The 19,596-nt window shown below is 76.2% G+C and carries 16 protein-coding genes and 1 pseudogene; 7 read left to right on the top strand and 10 right to left on the bottom strand.

What is annotated here, in order from left to right:
- Positions 1-6: 6 nt before the first annotated feature.
- The 4 genes from ZF1_RS17665 to lpdA form a co-directional block, all read right to left on the bottom strand.
- Positions 7-1,272: an NAD(P)/FAD-dependent oxidoreductase gene (locus ZF1_RS17665; protein WP_405416541.1), complete on the bottom strand. Its 1,266-nt coding sequence runs from the start codon at positions 1,270-1,272 to the stop codon at positions 7-9.
- Positions 1,269-2,159, bottom strand: coding sequence for a TIGR01777 family oxidoreductase (locus ZF1_RS17660; RefSeq protein WP_346102720.1), 891 nt, complete (start codon positions 2,157-2,159; stop codon positions 1,269-1,271). Before ZF1_RS17660 ends, ZF1_RS17665 begins: the two co-directional genes overlap by 4 nt.
- 138 nt (positions 2,160-2,297) lie before the next feature.
- A complete protein-coding gene (gene sucB, locus ZF1_RS17655; protein ID WP_482637831.1) occupies positions 2,298-4,103 on the bottom strand; it encodes a 2-oxoglutarate dehydrogenase, E2 component, dihydrolipoamide succinyltransferase in 1,806 nt (601 codons plus the stop codon).
- Between the two features lie 53 nt (positions 4,104-4,156).
- Complete coding sequence (lpdA, locus tag ZF1_RS17650) at positions 4,157-5,548, bottom strand: dihydrolipoyl dehydrogenase (RefSeq protein WP_482637830.1); 1,392 nt, start codon at positions 5,546-5,548, stop codon at positions 4,157-4,159.
- A gap of 369 nt (positions 5,549-5,917) precedes the next feature.
- Here lpdA and ZF1_RS17645 point away from each other — a divergent pair, with 369 nt between their 5' ends.
- Positions 5,918-6,157 carry a hypothetical protein gene (locus ZF1_RS17645; protein ID WP_237453788.1) on the top strand — a complete coding sequence of 80 codons (240 nt, stop codon included), beginning with the start codon at positions 5,918-5,920 and terminating at the stop codon, positions 6,155-6,157.
- A 9-nt stretch (positions 6,158-6,166) separates the two neighbouring features.
- Here ZF1_RS17645 and ZF1_RS17640 read toward each other — a convergent pair whose 3' ends face one another.
- On the bottom strand, positions 6,167-7,015 hold the full coding sequence (locus ZF1_RS17640) for an SDR family NAD(P)-dependent oxidoreductase (protein ID WP_482637829.1): 849 nt from the start codon (positions 7,013-7,015) through the stop codon (positions 6,167-6,169).
- 80 nt (positions 7,016-7,095) lie between these two features.
- On the opposite strand from ZF1_RS17640, the gene ZF1_RS17635 reads away from it, so the two are divergent.
- A complete protein-coding gene (locus ZF1_RS17635; RefSeq protein ID WP_202968194.1) occupies positions 7,096-7,668 on the top strand; it encodes an LURP-one-related family protein in 573 nt (190 codons plus the stop codon).
- A 7-nt stretch (positions 7,669-7,675) separates the two neighbouring features.
- Here ZF1_RS17635 and ZF1_RS17630 read toward each other — a convergent pair whose 3' ends face one another.
- On the bottom strand, positions 7,676-9,184 hold the full coding sequence (locus ZF1_RS17630; RefSeq protein ID WP_482638719.1) for a leucyl aminopeptidase: 1,509 nt from the start codon (positions 9,182-9,184) through the stop codon (positions 7,676-7,678).
- Positions 9,185-9,400: 216 nt separating this feature from the next.
- On the opposite strand from ZF1_RS17630, the gene ZF1_RS17625 reads away from it, so the two are divergent.
- The 3 genes from ZF1_RS17625 (at position 9,401) to ZF1_RS17615 (ending at position 13,101) form a co-directional block, all read left to right on the top strand.
- Positions 9,401-10,759, top strand: coding sequence for an APC family permease (locus ZF1_RS17625; protein WP_482637828.1), 1,359 nt, complete (start codon positions 9,401-9,403; stop codon positions 10,757-10,759).
- Positions 10,760-10,778: 19 nt separating this feature from the next.
- Complete coding sequence (gcvT, locus tag ZF1_RS17620; RefSeq protein ID WP_405416547.1) at positions 10,779-11,906, top strand: glycine cleavage system aminomethyltransferase GcvT; 1,128 nt, start codon at positions 10,779-10,781, stop codon at positions 11,904-11,906.
- A 73-nt stretch (positions 11,907-11,979) separates the two neighbouring features.
- Positions 11,980-13,101 (top strand): branched-chain amino acid aminotransferase, encoded by a 1,122-nt coding sequence (locus ZF1_RS17615; RefSeq protein WP_346102736.1) that lies wholly within the window; start codon positions 11,980-11,982, stop codon positions 13,099-13,101.
- A gap of 812 nt (positions 13,102-13,913) precedes the next feature.
- Here ZF1_RS17615 and ZF1_RS17610 read toward each other — a convergent pair.
- The 3 genes and pseudogenes from ZF1_RS17610 to ZF1_RS17600 all read right to left on the bottom strand — a co-directional run.
- A pseudogene (locus tag ZF1_RS17610) lies at positions 13,914-14,036 on the bottom strand (type IV toxin-antitoxin system AbiEi family antitoxin domain-containing protein); the annotation flags it as partial.
- Positions 14,037-14,252: 216 nt separating this feature from the next.
- Positions 14,253-15,128, bottom strand: a complete 876-nt coding sequence (locus tag ZF1_RS17605; RefSeq protein ID WP_482637827.1) for an adenosylcobinamide-GDP ribazoletransferase — start codon at positions 15,126-15,128, stop codon at positions 14,253-14,255.
- Positions 15,125-17,080, bottom strand: a complete 1,956-nt coding sequence (locus ZF1_RS17600) for a bifunctional adenosylcobinamide kinase/adenosylcobinamide-phosphate guanylyltransferase (RefSeq protein ID WP_482637826.1) — start codon at positions 17,078-17,080, stop codon at positions 15,125-15,127. Before ZF1_RS17600 ends, ZF1_RS17605 begins: the two co-directional genes overlap by 4 nt.
- Before the next feature lie 42 nt (positions 17,081-17,122).
- Here ZF1_RS17600 and ZF1_RS17595 point away from each other — a divergent pair, with 42 nt between their 5' ends.
- Positions 17,123-17,737, top strand: coding sequence for a VOC family protein (locus ZF1_RS17595; protein ID WP_482637825.1), 615 nt, complete (start codon positions 17,123-17,125; stop codon positions 17,735-17,737).
- Between the two features lie 24 nt (positions 17,738-17,761).
- Here the strand turns inward: ZF1_RS17595 and ZF1_RS17590 are convergent, their stop codons facing one another.
- A complete protein-coding gene (locus tag ZF1_RS17590; protein WP_073574146.1) occupies positions 17,762-18,427 on the bottom strand; it encodes a DUF3043 domain-containing protein in 666 nt (221 codons plus the stop codon).
- 38 nt (positions 18,428-18,465) lie between these two features.
- Between ZF1_RS17590 and ZF1_RS17585 the strand changes: the two genes are divergently transcribed.
- Positions 18,466-19,581, top strand: coding sequence for a glycerate kinase family protein (locus tag ZF1_RS17585; RefSeq protein WP_346864561.1), 1,116 nt, complete (start codon positions 18,466-18,468; stop codon positions 19,579-19,581).
- Positions 19,582-19,596 lie beyond the last annotated feature (15 nt).

Genomic DNA, 19,596 nt, shown 5'->3' with positions numbered 1-19,596 from the left:
GCGAGCTTACGCCGCGCCCAGCCGGGCGAGGACGGCCTGCGCGGCCCGGCGGCCGCTGACCAGCGCACCCTGGGTGGACGGGGTGTCGCGGTGGTCGCCCGCGACGAACAGGTTCTCCCCGAGGTCGACGTCGCGGCGCACCGGGCGCCCCGCCTCGAACAGCGGCAGCGCCTCGTCGACCTGCGCGGTGTGCAGGTGCGCCCAGTCGTCGGTGCCGGCACCCCAGATCCGGGCCAGCTCGCGGCGCACCGCGGGCTCGTCGACCCCGGTGGACCCCGGGGTCCCGACGATCGAGGACGCCACCAGCGGGCGCCCGTCGGCGGAGTAGCCCGGCGCGGCAGCGGTCATCACCATCGTGTTGACGACCGGCCCGCCGGTGCCGTCCAGGTGCAGCAGCGGGGAGGCCGTCGGGGCCTGCGGCGGGACGTGGAAGAACGTGGTCAGCGCGTTCATCCGCGGCTCGGCGACCCCGGGCAGCAGCGCGGCGGCCGTCCTCGGGTCCGCCGCGACGACGACCGCCCGCGCGGACAGGGTGCCGTCGTCGGTGTCCAGGGCGGGTGCGGGCCCGCCGCGCACGGCGTGCACCCGGGTCCCGAGCGTCACGGTGCCCTCGGGCAGGGCCGCGGCCAGCCGCCGGGGCAGCGCCTCCATGCCGTCGTCGGGCACGACGATCGTGCCGAGGGCGAAGCTGCGCCACACCAGCCGCACGAACGCGGCCGAGGTCTCCAGCGCGGTCTCGGCGAGCACACCGGACAGGAAGGGGCGCAGGAACCGGTCGGTGACCGCGCCGCCGAGCCCGGCGGCGTCGAGGTCCCGGGCGGCGGAGGAGTCGACCAGCGTCGCGGTCCGCGACGGCGGCGAGGCCAGCACCTTCGCCGTCCACGCGACGAGCTTGGCCTTCTCGATCGGGCCGAACAGGTCGTCCAGCGCGGTGGCCGGGGCGGACGCCGGGCGGCGCAGCGGGTTGACGAAGCGGTGCAGCTCGCCGTCGCCGGCCCGGATGGCGGCACCGGGCTCGAAGGGCCGCGCGGCCAGGGTGTCGAGCCCGTGCGGGGCGAGCGCGGCGTGCAGCGCCGGGTAGGAGGTGTTGAGCACCTGGAACCCGCGGTCGCAGCGGAACCCGTCGACGACGTCGGTCGCCATCCGTCCACCGACCCGGTCGGCGGACTCCAGCACGCGCACGGTCAGCCCGTGCCGGTGCAGCACGGTGGCCGCGCGCAGGCCGGACAGGCCCGCCCCGACCACCAGGACGTCGACGTCGGACGGGGTCATGACCCGACCGCGGCCGAGAGCGCGTCGCCGACGGTGTGGTGGCGGAACTGGAACCCGGCCTCGAGCAGCGCCGCAGGCACCGCCCGCTGGCCGCCGAGCAGCATCTCGCGGCCCATCTCGCCGAGCACGGTGGAGACCACCGGGCCGGGCACCGGGAACGGCGCGGGCCGCCCGACCGCCGCGGCCATCTCCTTGGTGAACTCGGCGTTGGTGACCGGCACCGGGCCGGTCACGTTCGCCGGGCCGGACAGGGCCTCGGTCTCGACGGCGAACCGGATCGCCGCGACCTGGTCGTCGAGGGAGACCCACGGCATGAACTGGGTGCCCTTGCCGATGCGCCCGCCGAGGAACCCCTTGAACAGCGGGCGCAGCATCGCGAGCAGCCCGCCGGAGGGGGACAGGACCAGGCCGGTGCGGACGAGCACCACCCGGGCGCCGGCGTCCACGGCGGGGGCCGCGGCGGCCTCCCAGTCCCGGCACACGTCGGCGAGGAACCCCGAGCCCGACGGCGCGGACTCGTCGACGACGACCTGGCCGGTGTCGCCGTAGTAGCCGACGGCCGACCCGCTGACCAGAACCGGGACCTTGTGCCGGGCCACGGCCTCGGCGAGGACGTCGGTGGGGACGTTGCGCGAGTCGCGGATCAGCTGCTTGCGGGCGCCGGTCCACGGCCGGTCGGCGATGCCGGCGCCGTTGAGGTTCACGACCGCGTCGGCGCCGTCGAGGGTGCCGTCCTGGACGGTGCCGGCGGGCGGGTCCCAGCCGCGCTCGTCGGGGGCGGCGGGGGTGCGCCGCACCAGGCGCAGCACCTCGTGCCCCGCGCCCCTCAGGTGGGCGACCAGGGCTGTTCCGATCAGTCCGGACGAACCGGCCACGACGACTCGCACGGCCGCGATCCTTCCCGGTCCCGGGCGGACGCGCGAGCCGGACATGCCGCGACCATCGTCACCCGTTCACCCGGACCGGTGACGACGGCGGCCCGCCCCGGGTGGACCGGGACGGGCCGCCGTGTGTCGCGGGGGTGCCTACAGGCCGAGCTCGGCCTCGAAGGCGCCCTCCTCCAGCCGGGCCTTGACCGCGGACAGGAAGCGGCCGGCGTCGGCGCCGTCGACCAGGCGGTGGTCGTAGGTCATCGGCAGGAAGCAGACCGAGCGGACGGCGATGACGTCGTCGCCCTCGGGGCCGGTGACGACCTTCGGCTCCTTCGAGATCGCGCCGGTGCCCAGGATGGCGACCTGGGGCTGGTTGATGATCGGCGTGTCGAACAGCGCGCCCGCGGACCCGATGTTCGTGATCGTGAAGGTGCCGCCCGACAGCTCGTCCGGACCGATCTTGGAGTCGCGGGTGCGGGCCGCGACGTCGGCGATCTTCTTGGCGATCCCGGCCAGCGACAGGTCGTCGGCGTCCTTGATCACCGGCACGAGCAGGCCGCGCGGGGTGTCCACGGCGATGCCCATGTGCACCGAGCCGTGGTAGGTGACCTGCTTGTTGTCCTCGGAGATCGAGGCGTTCAGCGACGGGAACGCCTTGAGCGCCTCGATGGTGGCCTTGGCGATGAACGCCAGGAAGGTGAGGTTGGCGCCCTCACGCTTCTTGAAGTCCTCCTTGACCCGGTTCCGCAGCTTGACGATGCGGGTGAGGTCGACCTCCTGGACGGTGGTCAGCTGCGCCGAGGTCGCGAGCGACTCGTTCATCCGCTGCGCGATGACCTGGCGCAGGCGCGGGAGCTTGACCGTGGTGCCCGGCTCCGGCGCGTTGTCCGCGCGGGTCGGGACGGCCTTCGGCTCCTGGGGCGCACCACCGGAGGCGGGCTGCGCCGCCGGGGCGGACGGCTTCTCCTGCGCCGGGGCCTTCGCCTGCTCGGCGGCGGCGAGGACGTCCTGCTTGCGGATGCGGCCGCCGACGCCGGAGCCGGTGACCGAGTCGAGGTCGACGCCGTGCTCCTGGGCCAGCTTGCGCACCAGCGGGGTCACGTAGGGCTTCTCGCCCGAACCCGAGCCCGAGCCGTTCGAGGAGGGCTCGATCCTCCCGGCGGGGGAGTCCTCGGAGCCGGCCGGGGCCTTCTCCTGCTTCTCCTCGGCCTTGGGGTGCTCGGCCTTCGGCTCCGGCTTCTGCTCGGCCTTCGGAGCCTCCTTCTTCGGCTCCTCCTTCTTCTCCGGGGCCTTCTCCTGCTTCGGCGCCTCGTCCTGCGCCGGGGCGGCGGAGCCGTCGCCGACCAGCGCGAGCTGCGCGCCGACCTCGACGGTCTCGTCCTCGGCGACGGTGTGCTCGAGCACGGTGCCCGCGACCGGCGAGGGGATCTCGGTGTCGACCTTGTCGGTGGAGACCTCGAGCAGCGGCTCGTCGACCTCGACGGCGTCGCCGACCTGCTTGAGCCAGCGGGTCACGGTGCCCTCGGTGACCGACTCGCCGAGCTCGGGCATCGTGACCGGGGTGCCGGAGCCCCCACCGGACGACGAGCCACCGGAGGACGGCTCCGGGGCCTCCTCCTCGGCCTGCTCCGGCTCGGGCTCGGGCTCCGCCTCGGACTCCGCGGGCTCCTCGGCCTTCCCGGAGGAGCCGGAGTCGGACGAACCGGCGTCGTCGGCCTCGTCGGCGTCGCCGATGACGGCGAGCTCGCCGCCGACCTCGACCGTGTCGTCCTCGCCCGCGATGATGCGCTTCAGGACGCCCGCGGCGGGCGACGGGATCTCCGTGTCGACCTTGTCGGTCGAGACCTCGAGCAACGGCTCGTCGACCTCGACGGTGTCGCCCTCGGCCTTGAGCCAGCGGGTGACGGTGCCCTCGGTGACACTCTCGCCCAGGGCGGGCATCTCAACGGTGACGGCCATGTCGGGTGGAGCTCCTCTTGTTCCGCGTGGGTGTTCGGGTTGTGGGGCCGGGATCAGCCGTGGGTGTGCAGCGGTCTCCCGGCCAGCGCGAGGTGGGCCTCTCCGAGGGCCTCGCTCTGTGTGGGATGGGCGTGGATCAGGGCGGCGACGTCGGTGGGCAGAGCCTCCCAGTTGTAGACGAGTTGCGCCTCTCCGACGAGCTCCCCGATCCGGGAGCCCACCATGTGCACGCCGAGGACGGGTCCGCCCTGTCCGGCGGGCCCCTGGGCGACGAGCTTGACCGCGCCGGAGGTCTGCAGGATCTGCGACTTCCCGTTGCCGGCCAGGTCGTAGGTCAGGGTGTGCACCTCGCCGTGGAGGTCCCGCGCGGCCTCCTCGGTCAGCCCGACCGAGGCGACCTCGGGGTCGCAGTAGGTGACGCGCGGGATGCCGTCGTCGGTGACGGGGCGGGGTGCGAGCCCCGCGACGTCCTCGGCGACGAAGATCCCGTGGGCGAAGCCGCGGTGGGCGAGCTGCAGGCCGGGGGTGACGTCCCCGACGGCGTACACGCCGTCGAGATTCGTGCGCAGCCGCTCGTCGACGGTCACGACGCCGCCGTCCATCGCGACGCCGGCCTCGGCGAAGCCGTGACCGGTGGTGTTGGGGCCGCGGCCGACCGCGACCAGCAGCAGGTCGGCCTCGATCTCCTCACCGGACTCCAGCGACACGGTGACGGTGTCGCCGCTGCGGGTCGCCTTCGCGAACCGCACCCCGGTGCGGGTGGTGATCCGGCGCCGCCGAAACGCCCGGGCCAGCTGGGTGGAGCAGAACTCGTCCTCGTTCGGCACGAGCCGCGGCAGCGCCTCGACGATCGTGACCTCGGCCCCGAACGAGCGCCACACACTGGCGAACTCGACGCCGATCACGCCGCCGCCGAGCACGACGACCCGGCGCGGGGCCTCGTCGAGGGAGATCGCGGCGTCGGAGGTGACGACGCGGTCGTCCAGCTCCAGGCCGGGCAGCGACCGGGCGTAGGAGCCGGTGGCGAGCACGACGTGGCGGCCGGTGATGCGCTCGTCGCCGACCCGGACGGTGCCGGGGCCCTCCAGGATGCCCGCACCGGGCACCACGGTGATCCCGCGCGAGGCGACCAGGCCCTGCAGGCCCTTGTACAACCGGGAGACCACGCCGTCCTTGTAGGCGTTCACCCCGGCCATGTCGACGCCGTCGAACGTGGAGCGGATGCCGACCTGCGCGCCGTCGCGGGCGTGGTCGGCCACCTCGGCCGCGTGCAGCAGCGCCTTGGTGGGGATGCAGCCGCGGTGCAGGCAGGTGCCGCCGAGCTTGTCCTTCTCGACCAGGACCACCGACAGGCCCAGCTCCGCGGCCCGCAGCGCGCAGGCGTAGCCACCGGAGCCGCCGCCCAGGATCACCAGGTCGGCGGAACGAGCGTCCGGGTCGGACACCGATCAGCTCCCTCCGGGGGTCACCGTCGGTGGACCGGCTCCGCCGGACGGGACCCCGCTACGCGGCGACCATCTTGTCATCCGGCCGCGACTGCGCCACTGGGGTGTCGGGAGCAAATCCGTGATCCCGTTCGTTGGGCACTCGGAGCTACCGTGTCCGGTTCGTAGGGGTGCGACCGGATCGACGAGAGGACGACGCGCATGGGTCTGCTCGACCTGTTCCGGTCACGTGGACCGTCGGGCCCCAGGTCCGGCCGGGGATCCGGCTCCGGCGGGAGGCGTGGCGCGTACGCGGAGGGGGAGGCCCACCTGCGTGAGTGGTCGGCCGCCCGGATCGGGGTCGAGGCCTTCGTCGAACCGCGTACGACCGTGACGGAGACGACGGTGGTCTTCGTCGCCCATGACGGCGAGTGGACCCGCAGGCGGGTCGCGAACCCGAACGCGGCGAAGAAGCTGGCCCGCTCGCTGCAGATGCCGATCTACGACGTGCAGCTCGTCGGGTACCCGAACCGGATGCGCGAGCACGACGCCCGCGACCGCGCCCTGCGCAAGCGCGAGCGCCAGGAGCGGATGCTGCGCGAGCTGCGGGCCAAGGACCGCGACGCCTGACCCGTTTGGTCAGGGGCGCAGCGAGCGGGCGCGCCGCTCGCCGAGCGCGCGCATCGCGGGCTCCAGGCGCAGCGCGGGTCCGGGGGCCAGCGCGGTGAGGCGCAGCAGCGCACCCCGCCAGGCGGGAAGCGTCCGGTAGACCCGGCCGGTGCCGAACATCCCGACCAGCGCCGTCGCGACCTGCTCGGGGGTGACCAGCACCCCGGACCGCACGAGCGCCTGGCCCTGGCCGCCGGGCGTCATCGAGCGCAGCAGCTCGGTGTTCACCCCGTCCGGGCAGACCGCGTGCACCCCGATGCCCTCCCGGCGCACCTCCGAGGCCAGCGCGGACACCATCGACAGGGCGCCCGCCTTCGACGCCGCGTACACCGACAGGCCCGGAACCGGGCCGAGGCCGGACAGCGACACGGTCACGCCGATCTCGCCGCCCCGGGCGGTCCCCGCCGCCGCCTGCTCGCGGAACGCGGCCACCGCGGCCCGGGCACCCCAGATCGGGCCCAGCAGGTTGACCTCGACCAGAGCGCGGGCGCGGGCCTCGGCGATGTCGGTGACGGTGCCGTCGAAGCCGACGCCGGCGTTGCTCACCCAGGCGCCCAGCGGCGCGAGCTCGCGGGCCCGGGCCACCGCCGCCGCGGACGCGGCCGGGTCGGTGACGTCGCAGGCGGTGCCGGCGGCCGCCCCGATCCGGGTCGCGGTGGCCTGCGCCGCGGCCTCGTCGAGGTCGGTGACGAGCACCCGGTAGCCGCGCCCGACGAGCTCGCGGGCGATCTGCTCGCCGATGCCGCGGGCCGCGCCGGTGACCACCGCGGAACGGGGGGCGTGCGCGGGGACCTCGTGTCGACGACGCTGCCGGCTCATGGGCGGCAGTATGCCCTACCCGTGGGTAACCCCCGGTCCGGTGTCGCCGCCCGGATCCGGTCCGGCCAGACTCGGGCCCCGTGACGGCCGCGATGCACCTGCCCCGCTTCCTCGTCCGCCAGCGGATCACCCTCGGCGTGAACCGCTACGACGTGCACGCCGCGAACCCCGACGGCAGCGCGGGCGCGCTCATGGCGTTCGCGCAGCAGAAGCGGTTCGCCTTCAAGGAGCAGGTGACCTTCTGGTCCGACGACAGCCGCTCCCGCGCGGTGTTCTCCTTCCGTGCCCGCCAGCGTCTCGACGTCCGCGCCGAGCACGACGTCCTCGACGAGCACGGCCGGGTGATCGGAACCTTCGGCAAGAGGTTCGGGGCGAGCCTGCTGCGCTCGACCTGGACGCTGACCGCGCCGGGCGTCGCCGCGACCGGGCGCGAGCGCAGCCTCGGCGTCGCCCTGCTGCGCCGGGTGGCCGAGAACCTGCCGCTGCCGTACCACTTCGACGTCACCGAGGACTCCGGCGGCACGCTGCTGATGAGCAGCGACCGGCGGTGGTCGCTGCGCGACTCCTACGACGTCTCCGTCCCGGACCCGCGCATCGACTTCCGCCTGGCCGCCGCCTTCGCCGTCGCGCTGGACGCGTTGCAGGACCGCTGAACCGGGGTCAGCCGTTCGCGGCCACGTCCTCGAGGAACGCCAGCAGGGTGCGCACCGGCACCCCCGTGCCGCCCTTGGTGGTGTAGCCGCGTGGCCCGCCGGTGTTGAACGACGGCCCCGCGATGTCGATGTGCGCCCACGGCAGCCCGGCGGGCACGAACTCCTTGAGGAACACCCCGGCCAGCAGCATCCCGGCGAACCGCTGCCCGCTGACGTTGCTGATGTCGGCCACCCGCGAGTCCAGCTCGCCGCGCAGGTACTCCGGCAGCGGCATCGCCCAGGCGTCCTCGCCGACGGCGGTGCCGTGCGCGGCGACCCGGTCGCGCAGCTCGTCCGACCCCATCACCCCGGCGGTGCGCATGCCGAGCGCGACGAGCTGGGCGCCGGTCAGCGTCGAGGTCTCCACCAGGTAGTCGGGGTCGTCCTGGGCGGCACGGACGATCGCGTCGGCGAGGATCAGCCGTCCCTCGGCGTCGGTGTTGAGCACCTCGACGGTGGTCCCGCCGAACATGGTCAGCACGTCGCCGGGCTTGTACGCCGTCGACGACGGCATGTTCTCCGCCATCGGTACGGTCGCGGTCACCGTGACCGGCAGCTTCAGCTTCGCGGCGAGCACGACGGTCGCGACGACCGCGGCCGCCCCGCCCATGTCCGAGGTCATGTCGGCCATGCCGGCGTTGGGCTTGAGCGAGATGCCGCCGGTGTCGAAGGTGATGCCCTTGCCGACGAGCGCGACCCGCTTCGACGCGGCCGGGCCGCCGTTCCAGGTCAGGCGCACCAGCCGGGGCGGGTTCGCCGACCCCTTCCCGACGCCGGTGACGCCGCCGTAGCCGTTCTCCCGCAGCCCGGCGTCGTCGAGGACCTCGGTGACCAGCCCGGCGCGCTCGCCCAGCGCCACCGCGTGCGCCGCGAAGGTCTCCGGGACCAGCACGTTCGGCGCGGTGTTGACCAGGTCCCGGGCGGTGGCGACGGCCTCGGCGACGAGGGTCGCCCGCCGCACGGCCGCGTCGTCGGCGCCGGTGAACGACCAGCTTCCGACCGGGGCGGCCGCGGCGTCGGTGGAGGTCCGGTGCCGGTCGAAGCGGTGGCCGCCGAGGACGGCGCCGACGACCGCGGCCTCGGCGTCGAGGGCGGACAGCGTGCTCAGCACCGAGCCGGTCCCGGCCAGCGTGCGGGCGGCGGCACCGGCGGCGCGGCGGACCGCCTCGGACGCCTTCGGTCCCTCGGCGGGGCGGCCCAGACCGACCGCGACCAGCCGCGGCGCGGATAGCGCGCCGCGGGTCGGCAGCGACACGACCTGCTCGGCCTTCCCGGTCGCGCCGACGGTGGTGAGCAGCTCCAGCAGCTCCCCGGAGAACGCCGTGTCGACGCCGGCGGCGCCCGCGGCCAGCGCCGGGCCGGTGCCGTCGGCGGCGTCGGCCGCGGGGGCGTGCAGACCGACCACGACGGCGTCGACGACCGCCTCCGGCTCGGCACCGCTGTGTGCGGCGGTCTGCGGGAGGGTCGGGACGTCGATCGGCACGGGTGGCACTCCTCGGGGTCGGACGGGAACGGTGGGTATCGGACGAGTGGCTCCGGATCGCCCGATCTCACCCTGTGTGGCCGGTGCACGCGTCCCGTCCGCCGGGTGGGTGGGGAGCCGGGTGGCGGGCGGGACGACGAGACCGGACCGAGATGGTAATGACACCCCCGCGGCGCCGCGCGGCACAGGGGTGGATGGGAAGGTGAACGGGTGCCCCGCCCCCCGTACCGGATCCCGACCGTGACCGCGGTCGTCGTCGCCCTCTCGGCGACGTTCGGTACCGGGCTGTACGCCGCGCTCGGCCCGGCGGCCGCGTCGGCGGGCACCTGGTTCCCGCTCGGGGTGCTCCTCGCCGCGCTGCTCGCGCTCGGCGTGGTCGGCTCGACCGCGCACCTGTCGCTCGCCCGCCCGGCCGGTCCGGAGCTGGCCCGCGGTGACCTGCCCGCCCCCGCACTACGGCTCGGGGCGGTCGCGCGGGTGACCTCGCGGGCCGCCGCCGGATCGGCCGCGGCGCTGGTGTTCGGCGCCTACGTGCTGCCCACCCAGCCGGTCACGATCGCGGTGGTGGCGGTGCTCGCCGTCGTCGCGGTGAACGCCTTCGGGGTGCGGATCTCGCCCGGTGCGGCGCGCGGGCTGGTGGTGGGCACGCTGCTCGCCCTGACCGTCGCGATCGTGGTGGGGCTGCGGTCGGACGGGCCGCACGCGGTGCTGTCCTCGGCGATGCCCGCCGCAGCCACCGGAGCCGGCATCGCCGACGACGGCGCCGGGACGCCCGACGACCCGGCCGTCGCCACGCTGCAGGCCGCGATCGAGCCGGGCCCGCTCGGCGTGCTCGCCGCCGCCGGGTTCGTGTTCCTCGCCTTCACCGGGCTGTCCCGCGTCGCCGAGCTCGGGGGCAGCCTGCGGGACCCGGTGCGGGCGATCCGCCGGGCCCCCGCACTCGCCGTCGTGATCACGACGGTGCTGCTGCTCCTGCTGTCGGCGGCCCTGCTGCGCGGGCTCGGTGCGTCCGGGCTGGCGTCGGCGTCGGCCCCGCTGGCCGCGCTGATGGACACCAGCAGCAGCGCCCAGGTGGGGGTGCTGGTGCGGGTCGGTGCCGCCGCCGCGACGATCGCCGCACTGCTCGGGGCACTGTCGCGGGCCGCGGCTGGCGCCGCCCGGCTGTCCCGCGAGGGGGAGCTGCCCGCGTTCCTGGGCCGGGGCGGGTCCCGCGGCACGCCGTGGTTGGCCGACCTGACGCTGGGGGTGCTCACCCTGGCGATGACCCTGCTGCTGTCCGCGACGACCGCGATCGTCGTCACCGTCGTCGCGGCCCTGGTCCACCACGCCGTGCTGCACGCCGCGGTGCTCCGCCTGCCGGGACGCCCGGTGCGGGCGGCGGTCGTCGCCGTCGCCGGTGGGGTGGGGTGCCTGGCCGTCGCCGCGTCGATGCCGCCGTGGCCGCTGGTCGCGACGGCCGGGGCGCTCGCCGCGGGCTGGGTGCTGTGCGCCGTCACCGCGCGGTCCCGCTCCCGCGCGGCGGCCGAGGAACCCGTGCGCCGCAGCGATCCCGAGGAACAGGCGGCCTGAGGCCGATAGGGTCGCGGGCGTGACCGACGAGCTCCTGCCCAGCCCGCTGCACGACCGGCACGTCGCCCTCGACGCCACCCTCGGCGAGTTCGGGGGGTGGTCGATGCCGATCTCCTACCCGGGCGGCACCGTCGCCGAGCACACGTCGGTCCGCGAGACGGCGGGCCTGTTCGACGTCAGCCACCTCGGCACCGTCCCGATCTCCGGGCCGGGCGCGGCCGCGCACCTGAACGCCTGCCTGACCAACGACCTCGACCGCATCGGCCCGGGCCGCGCCCAGTACACCCTGGCCTGCGACGACCGCGGCGGCGTCGAGGACGACATGATCGTCTACCTGGCCGCCGACGACGACCTGCTGCTCGTCCCGAACGCCGCGAACTCCACCCGGATCGTCTCCGCGCTCGCCGCCGACGCCCCGCCCGGGGTCACGATCACCGACCGGCACCGCGAACTCGCCGTGCTCGCCGTCCAGGGGCCCCGCTCCGCCGAGGCCCTGAGCGCGGCGCTCGGTGCCGTGGGGGAGGGCGTCGCGGACCTGGACTACATGGCGTTCACCGACCTCGAGGGCGGTCTGAACGACGGCGGTGTGCGGATCTGCCGCACCGGCTACACCGGCGAGCTTGGCTACGAGGTCGTCCTCGCCGCGGAGGCCGCCCCGGCGATGTGGGACGCCCTGCTCGACGCCGTCCGCGGCGTCGGCGGCGGACCGTGCGGTCTCGCGGCGCGCGACACCCTGCGCACCGAGATGGGCTACCCGCTGCACGGCCACGAGCTGTCCACCGAGATCAGCCCGGTCCAGGCCGGGAGCAGCTGGGCGGTCGGCTGGGACAAGCCGGCGTTCTGGGGCCGCGACGCCCTGCTCGCCGAGCGCGCGGCGGGCCCGGCACGGCGCCTGCGTGCGCTGCGGGCGACCGGGCGGGGTGTCCCGCGGGCGGGGATGACCGTCCTCGACGGCGAGGGGGGCAGCCCCGTCGGCGTCGTCACCTCGGGGACGTTCTCCCCGACGCTGCGCACCGGCGTCGCGCTGGCCCTGGTCGACACCGCGGGCGGGGTGGCCGTCGGCGACGCGTTGGTGATCGACGTCCGGGGACGTGTGCTGCCGGTGGAGGTCGTGAAGCCGCCGCTGGTGCCCTCGCACGTCCGCTGAGCGGGCCCACCGGCTCCCGTTCCTCGGGAATCCGACTGTTTGCCCCGTGGACAGCGGGGATACCGTCTGGGCCATGAGCGCGCCGAAGTTCTCCGTGACCCGCAACCCCGCCCCGGCGTCCCCGCAGCGGCGCGCCGACGTACTGGCCGCCCCCGGCTTCGGGCGGTACATGACCGACCACATGGTGACGATCCGGTGGACCGCCGGGACCGGCTGGCACGACCCGGCGGTCGTGCCCTACGGCCCGATGACACTGGACCCGTCCTCGATGGTCCTGCACTACGGGCAGGAGATCTTCGAGGGGCTCAAGGCCTACCGCCAGCCCGACGGTTCGATCGCGTCGTTCCGGCCCGACGCCAACGCCGCCCGGTTCGCCGGCTCCGCGCGCCGGCTCGCGATGGCCGAGCTCCCCGAGGACCTCTTCCTCGCCTCGCTGTCCGAGCTCCTCGCGGTCGACTCCGAGTGGGTGCCCGAGGCCGGCGGCGAGGACTCGCTCTACCTGCGGCCCTTCATGATCGCGACCGAGGTCGGGCTGGGGGTGCGGCCGTCGTCGGAGTACCTGTACTCGGTCATCGCGTCGCCGGCCGGGCCGTACTTCGCCGGCGGGGTCAAGCCGATGGACGTGTGGCTGGAGACCGAGTACACGCGCGCCGCGCTCGGCGGCACCGGCACCGCCAAGTGCGGCGGGAACTACGCGGCGTCGCTGCTGCCGCAGTCGGTCGGCGCCCAGCACGGCTGCGCCCAGGTCGCCTACCTCGACGCCGAGGAGCGCCAGTGGATCGACGAGATGGGCTCGAACAACCTGTTCTTCGTCTTCCGCTCCGACGACGGCTCGGTCGAGGTCGCGACGCCGGACCTGCGCGGCTCGGTGCTCGCCGGCATCACCCGGGACTCGCTGATCACGGTGGCGAAGGACCTCGGGATCTCCGTGGTCGAGCGCCGCATCTCCGGCCAGGAGTGGCTCGGTGGCGCCGCGAGCGGCGTGCTGACCGAGGTGTTCGGCTGCGGCACCGCCGCGGTGATCACCCCGATCGGGACGGTCAAGCACAGCGGCGGCGAGGTGACCGTCGGCAACGGTGAGCCCGGCCCGGTGACCCTGCAGCTGCGCGAGGCGCTGACCGCGATCCAGCGCGGCGCGGCCCCGGACCCGCACGGCTGGATGCACACGCTGGTGCCGGCCCCCGCGTCGGTCTGAGCCGTTCCACCCGCTTGATCACCGGTTGTGGAGTCCTCCGCCCGCCTGGCGGACGTTCCGCTCCACAACCGGTGATCACCGACGCAGGGCCCGCCTGATCGCGGCGACGGTGCCCTCGGGTGCGTCGTGCACGTCGTGCCAGGTGAAGCGCAACAGTGTCCACCCTGCGCGACGAGCGCGTTCCCCTTCGCCCGGTCGGCCCGGAACCGGTCGGGGTCGGTGTGCCAGGCCCACCCGTCCAGCTCGATCGCCACCCGCTCGGCGGGGAAGGCCAGATCGATCTCGCGCCCACCGCCCACGGGCAGCCCGCGGACGGCGTCGCCGATCCCGGCGGCGCGCAGCAGCCGCAGCAGCATCCGTTCCAGCTCCGAGTCCGCGCGGTCGAGCGCGGCCACCAGCAACCGGTGCGCCGCGGCCATGCCGTGCGCGCCCGCGTTGCGGCAGTAGGCCTCGTGCAGCAGCGCCGGGTGCACGACGCGGCGCTGCAGGACCCGGTCGAGGAACGCGGCCCCGTCGGGCAGCACGGCGCAGGTCTCCAGCACGGTCAGGTGCGCGGCGGTGACGGCGACGCCCCGGATCCAGGCCCGGTCGGGACCGGGCACGTCGCGCCGCCGCAGCGCGATGCCGCCGGGCGCGAGCCGCCGGGTGCCGCGGGGGAGCGTCACCCCGACGTCGCGGGGCCACCGGTCGGTCATCCCGCTCCAGCACGCGGCGGCCGGGCCGTGGACCAGCCCGGAGGGTCCGGCCCAGAGCGCCGCGGCCCGGACGCGCATCGCCGCGGTCGGGACGCGGGTCGCCTCGGCGAGGACGCCCGGGTGCAGGTCGACCCACTCGCCGCGGGCCACCCGTCGTCGAACGGACTGCCGGGACAGCCCGGCGGCCCGGGCCTGGGCCGCGGACAGGACCCCGTCCTGGGCGAGCAGCAGGTCACGCACCGAGGTCGACGGAGCGGGGAGCGGGGCAGGGGGCACCGGCGCAGGATGGCGGCGCCCCGCACGGCCCGGACCCGATCCCGCCGAACCCGTCGCAGCTGCGAATCCCGTCCATGATCACCGGTTGCGGAGTCCTGCGCCCGCCTCGCGAACGGAATGCTCCACAACCGGTGATCATGGGGCCGCCTGCCGCGTGGACCGGCTCGATCAGGCCCCGGGTCACCCGGTGAGCGCGGCCGCCAGGACGACGAGGACCGCGGTGGCGCCGAGCTCGCAGGCCGCACCCAGGACGTCGCCGCTCATCCCGCCGAAGCGTCGCCGGGTGTGCCGGGCCAGGCCCACCACGAGCACCGCCGCGAGCAGCACCGCCCCGGCGACGGCGAGCACCACCCCGGCTGCGCCGAGCGTCCCGGCCCCGGCCGTGCCCGCCGCCAGGACGGCGGTGTCCTGCTGCGGCTCGACGGTGACGACCAGCGCGGCGGCCGCGGCCGCCGCCAGACCGGTCCACCACAGCGGCGCGACCCACACCGGCTGCGACCCGGCGACCGTCGCGCCCAGACCACCCGGGCGCGCGGCGGGCGTCCCGCGCCGCGCGACCCAGCAGAACCCGGCCCGCCCGGCCGCCGCGGCCAGCGCGCAGACGACGAGCACGACCGCGGGCGGCGCGGACGCCAGCTGCGCGAGGGCGGCGGCGCGGGCGCCCAGCACCACCAGCAGCGTGACGACGGCGAACGGTCCGGCCCCGCCGTCGGCCATGATCCGCAGCGCCCGCTCCGGCGGGCCGTAGCTGCCCAGGCCGTCGGCGGTGTCGGCGATGCCGTCGACGTGCATCCCGCGCGTCGCGAGCGCACCCGCCCCGACCGTCAGCAGGCCCGCGACCAGCGGGGACACCCCGGCGGCGACCAGCCCGGTGAGCAGTGCCCCGCCCGCGACGCCGAGCCCGGCGCCGACCAGCGGCGCCCAGCGCAGGGCGGCCGCGGCGACGCCGTCGGGCAGCGCGCCGTCGTCGGAGGTGCGGACCCGGGCGGGCACGACGGTCAGCCAGCTGACCGCCAGCGCGAGCCCCGCGAGGGGACCGGGCCGGGGTCCGCTCACCGGCCGGCGCCTGCCGGCACCGTCACGTCACCCGGGACGACGCCGGTGTCCTGCGCGGTCCCGGTCTCGGCGAGCAGCCGCGCCGCGGTGACCAGCAGCGGCAGCGCCGTCACCGCGGCGGTGCCGTCCTCGGTGCGCACCGCCAGGTCCAGCAGCGGCACCAGCGACAGGTGCTCCAGGACGAGCGTCGCGGCCGGTTCGGTCGACGGCTGCGCGGCGACCCACCAGTCCTTCGCCCCGGGGGCCAGCTCGTCGGCGAGCAGGGCCGCCGCGCCGACGGCCAGACCGTCGAGCACCGCGGGCACCTTGCGCTCCGCGGCCCGGGCGAGGAACCCGGCGAGCACGATCAGGTCCGTGCCGCCGACGGTGCGCAGCAGCGCCAGCGGGTCGCGCAGGTGCGGACGGGCCCGGCGCAGCGCGTCGCGGATCGCGACGGCCTTGCGCATCCAGGCGCGGTCGTCGATCCCCGAGGCCCGCCCCACGACGGCGACGGGCTCGGCCCCGGTCACGGCCGCGACGAGCGTCGCGGCGGGGGTCGTCACGCCGACGGCGAGCGTCGCCGGGATCAGCAGGTCCGCGCCGGCGTCGATCTCGGCGTCGGCCAGCCGCCGCCCGGTCAGCCACGCCGCGGTGGCGCGCTCACCGTCCAGGGCGTCCTCGCGGTCGATCCGGCCGGTGCCGTGCGCGACGAGCCAGCCCGGCTCGGCGCCCTCGGCCCCGGACACGAGACCGACGTCGACGACCCGCACGGTGGCCCCGGCGGCCCGCGCGGCGACGGTGACCGGCAGCCGTCCGGCCGCGGCGGCGGTGGCGCGCACCGCGGACACCTGCGGCGGGTAGGCCGAGACGCCGTTCCCGGCGATGCCGTGGTCGGCGGCGAGCAGCACCACCCGGGCGCGCACGGGCGCCTGCGGGGGACAGGTGCCCTGGCAGGACGCCAGCCACACGCCCAGCTCGCCGAGCCTGCCGAGCCCGCCCGTGGGCATCGCGAGCCCCTCGACCAGCGCGACGGCCGCACGGCGGCTGCGGGAGTCCGGCCGCCCGACGGTGACCGGGACGATCTCCACGTCGGACTCGGTGACCGAGGCAGGTGTCGACGCGGCTCCCGCGACGGCGCCCGCGGCCGCCCCGGTCGCGGGGAGGACCGCACCCGGGACCCCGGCGGGGGTGCCCGCGACGTCGCCGTCGGGGTCGGCGACGTCGGTGCCGACGGGCCCGCCGGCTCCGGCAGCCGGGACACCGGTCCCCTCGGGAGCCGCGGACCCGGTGGCGGAGCCGGGCGCGCCTGCTCCCGCGGCGTCGAGCCCGGAGCCGGGGCCCGCCACGACGGGACCGGCGGGTGGTCCCGCCGCCGACGCCGTGGGGACGGGTGTCGGGGCGACACCGGTCCCCGGCTCGGTGACGGCGGGAGCGGGCAGGGTGAGCGCCCGCCCCGCCACCACCAGCACGACGTCGTCGCACACCCGCGCGACGGCGGCGTTCAGCTCACCCAGCCGGTCCCGGAACAGCCGCCCGGCGCGGGTGCCCGGCACGACCCCCAGCCCGGTCTCGGCGGAGACCAGCACCAGCGGTCCCGGTGCGGCGGCGACCGCGGCGACCAGGCCGTCGACGGCGGCGTCGACCGTGGCGGGCACGACCGGGGCGTCCCAGGCACCGGCGTCGTCGAGGACCCCGGTCAGCCAGGTCGCCAGGTCGTCGACCAGCACCGGGCCGGGCCGGGCGAGTGCGGCGGACAGCTCGGTGCCGCCGACCTCCTCGGTGGTCCAGTGGGCGGGACGCCGGGCGGTGTGCGCGGCGATGCGCGCGTCCCAGTCGGTGTCGCCGGGGATCCGCCGGCCGGTCGCGAGGTAGCGGACCGCCGCGTCGTCGCCGAGCAGTTCCTCGGCGTGCCGCGACTTGCCGGAGCGCGTGCCCCCGAGCACGAGCGTCCGCAGTTCGACGGGAGGAGTCACGCCGCACATCGTGTCCTACCGGTCCCCGGTAGCGTCGCGAAGGTGCTCGATCATCTGGTCCTGGCCACCCCCGACGTCGACGACACCGCCGCTGACCTGGCCGGACGTCATCTCCACACGCTCGAGGGCGGGCCGCACGTCGGTGTCGGCACCCGCAACCGGCTGGCCGGGATCGGGCCGGGCCGGTACCTGGAGGTGGTCGGCCCCGACCCCGCGCAGGACGAGCCGGACGCACCGCGCCCGTTCCGGATCGACACCCTGACCGCGCCCGCGCTGGTGACCTGGGCGGTGCGTGTCGACGACCTCGACGCCGCGCTCGACGCGGCCCGCGCCGCCGGGCACGACCCGGGACCCGCCCGGGACATGTCCCGCAGGCGCCCGGACGGCACGCTGCTCGCGTGGCGGCTCGCGTTCCCGCCCGACGACGCGGGCGGTGTGCTGCCGTTCCTCATCGACTGGGGCGCCACCCGGCACCCGTCGTCGGACCTGCCGGTCCCGGCGAGCCTGCGCACGCTGCGCCTGACCCACCCCGATCCGGCGCGGGTGACCGCACTGCTCGACGCGGTCGGTGCGGGTGGGGAGGCCGAGGTCGTCGCGGGGGAGTCGCCGTCGCTGCAGGCCGTGCTGGACCTGCCCGGCGGGCCGCTCGTGCTCTGAGAGCAGGGGCCCGCCGGGACGGTGTCAGACCGTGTCGCCGCGCTTGACGCGCGGCTTGGGCACCCGCATGCGGCGCGGCTGGGTGGCGCGGGAGAACGCGTACCACCCGGTGCCGAGGCCCTTGATCTCCTCGTCGGGGAACTTCGCGCGGGCCTTCTTCAGGACCTGCATGCCCAGCAGCGTGCCCTCGACGACCATCACGATCAGCATCAGGAACGTGAACAGCGTGACGTACTGCTGGATCACCGGGTTCTGGATGAGCGCGGCGACCAGCACGAGCGCGGCCAGCGGCAGGAACAGCCCGATGACGTGCGGGCGCGAGTCGACGATGTCGCGCACGTACGCCCGCACCTTGCCGCGGTCGCGGGGGAGCAGCACGCGGTCGTCGCCGGCGTCCATCCGCTTGCGGCGCTCCAGCGCCTTCGCCCGGCGCTCGTCCTTCGACGGCCGGGTGGCGCGGGCCAGCTTCGCGGCCTCCCGCTGCGTACGCGGCGGGGGCGGCGCGGGACCGCGCCGCCTGCCCTCGGCGTCACGGCGCTTCGGTGTCGCCCGGCCCTTGCCGGGGGTGGTGTGGGGACGCGAGCGGGTCGCGCCCTCGTCCTCCGTCTCCGCAGCGTCCGTGCCCGCCGGGGACTCGACGGCCGTCTGACCGGCCTGGTCGGAGCTCTCGGAGCGGCGCAGGAACCTCACAGGTGTCCACACTACGGGCCGCCGCTAGCCTGCCCCGCATGCGCATCGTGGTGGCTCCCGACTCCTTCGGCGGAACCCTCAGCGCACGGGAGGCGGCCGAGGCGATCGCCGCGGGCTGGCGGCGCGGCGTGCCCGGAGCCGACGTCGCGATCGTCCCCCTCGCCGACGGCGGCACCGGCTTCGCCGAGGTGCTGCACACCGCGCTCGGCGGGACCGTGCACGAGCTGGAGGTCACCGGCCCGCTCGGTGACCCGGTGACCGGGTCCTGGCTGCGCGTCGGCGACACGGCCTACCTGGAGTGCGCCTCGGCGTGCGGGCTGCACCACGTCCCGCGCGAGGACCGGGTCCCCGGGGTCGCCCGCACCGCGACGACGTCCGGGGTGGGGGAGCTGCTCGCCGCCGCCCGCGACGCCGGCGTCACCACCGCCGTCGTGGGGCTCGGCGGGTCCGCCACCACCGACGGCGGCGCCGGTCTGCTGGCCGCGCTCGGCGCCGTCCCCGTCGACGACGACGGCCTCCCGCTCCCGCCCGGCGGCGCGGCCCTGGACTGCTGCGCCCGTCTCGACGGGACCCCCGACCTGGGCGGGATGACGCTGGTCGCGGCGAGCGACGTCGACAACCCGCTGCTCGGACCGCACGGCGCCGCCGCCGTGTTCGGCCCGCAGAAGGGCGCCGACGACGCCGCCGTCACCGAGCTGGACGCCGCGCTGACCGTGTTCGCCGGGGTCCTCGCCGACCTGGCCGGGCGCGAGGTGCGCGACCTGCCCTCGGCCGGCGCCGCGGGTGGTCTCGGCGCCGCGCTGCTCGCCCTCGGGGCGCGGGTCGAGTCCGGTGCCGGGCTGGTCCGCGGCCTGGTCGGGCTCGACGCCGAGCTGGACGCCGCCGACGTCGCCGTCACCGGGGAGGGCAGCTTCGACTGGCAGTCGCTGCGCGGGAAGCTCGTCACCGCCGTCGCCCGGGGCGCGGCCGACCGCGGGACGCCGTGCGTGGTGCTGGCCGGTCAGGTCAGCGTGGGCCGCCGGGAGGCCGCGGCGGCCGGGGTCGACGCGGCGTTCGGGGTCGCGGAGGAGTTCGGCCTGGAGGCCTCGATGGCGGACCCGGCCGGGACACTCGCCGACCTGGCGGAACGTGTCGCACCGCGCTGGAGCCGGTGAGCCCCGTCACCCGCC

Source organism: Pseudonocardia sp. ZF1 (assembly GCF_056835605.1).
This window is presented reverse-complemented; position numbering and strand designations above follow the sequence as displayed.

What these genes read in the sequence shown, in the direction of transcription:
- ZF1_RS17585 (WP_346864561.1), top strand. Translation starts at nt 18,466, where the DNA reads ATGCGCATCGTGGTGGCTCCCGACTCCTTCGGCGGAACCCTCAGCGCA.
- sucB (WP_482637831.1), bottom strand. Translation starts at nt 4,103, where the DNA reads ATGGCCGTCACCGTTGAGATGCCCGCCCTGGGCGAGAGTGTCACCGAG.
- ZF1_RS17615 (WP_346102736.1), top strand. Translation starts at nt 11,980, where the DNA reads ATGAGCGCGCCGAAGTTCTCCGTGACCCGCAACCCCGCCCCGGCGTCC.
- ZF1_RS17665 (WP_405416541.1), bottom strand. Translation starts at nt 1,272, where the DNA reads ATGACCCCGTCCGACGTCGACGTCCTGGTGGTCGGGGCGGGCCTGTCC.
- ZF1_RS17640 (WP_482637829.1), bottom strand. Translation starts at nt 7,015, where the DNA reads ATGAGCCGGCAGCGTCGTCGACACGAGGTCCCCGCGCACGCCCCCCGT.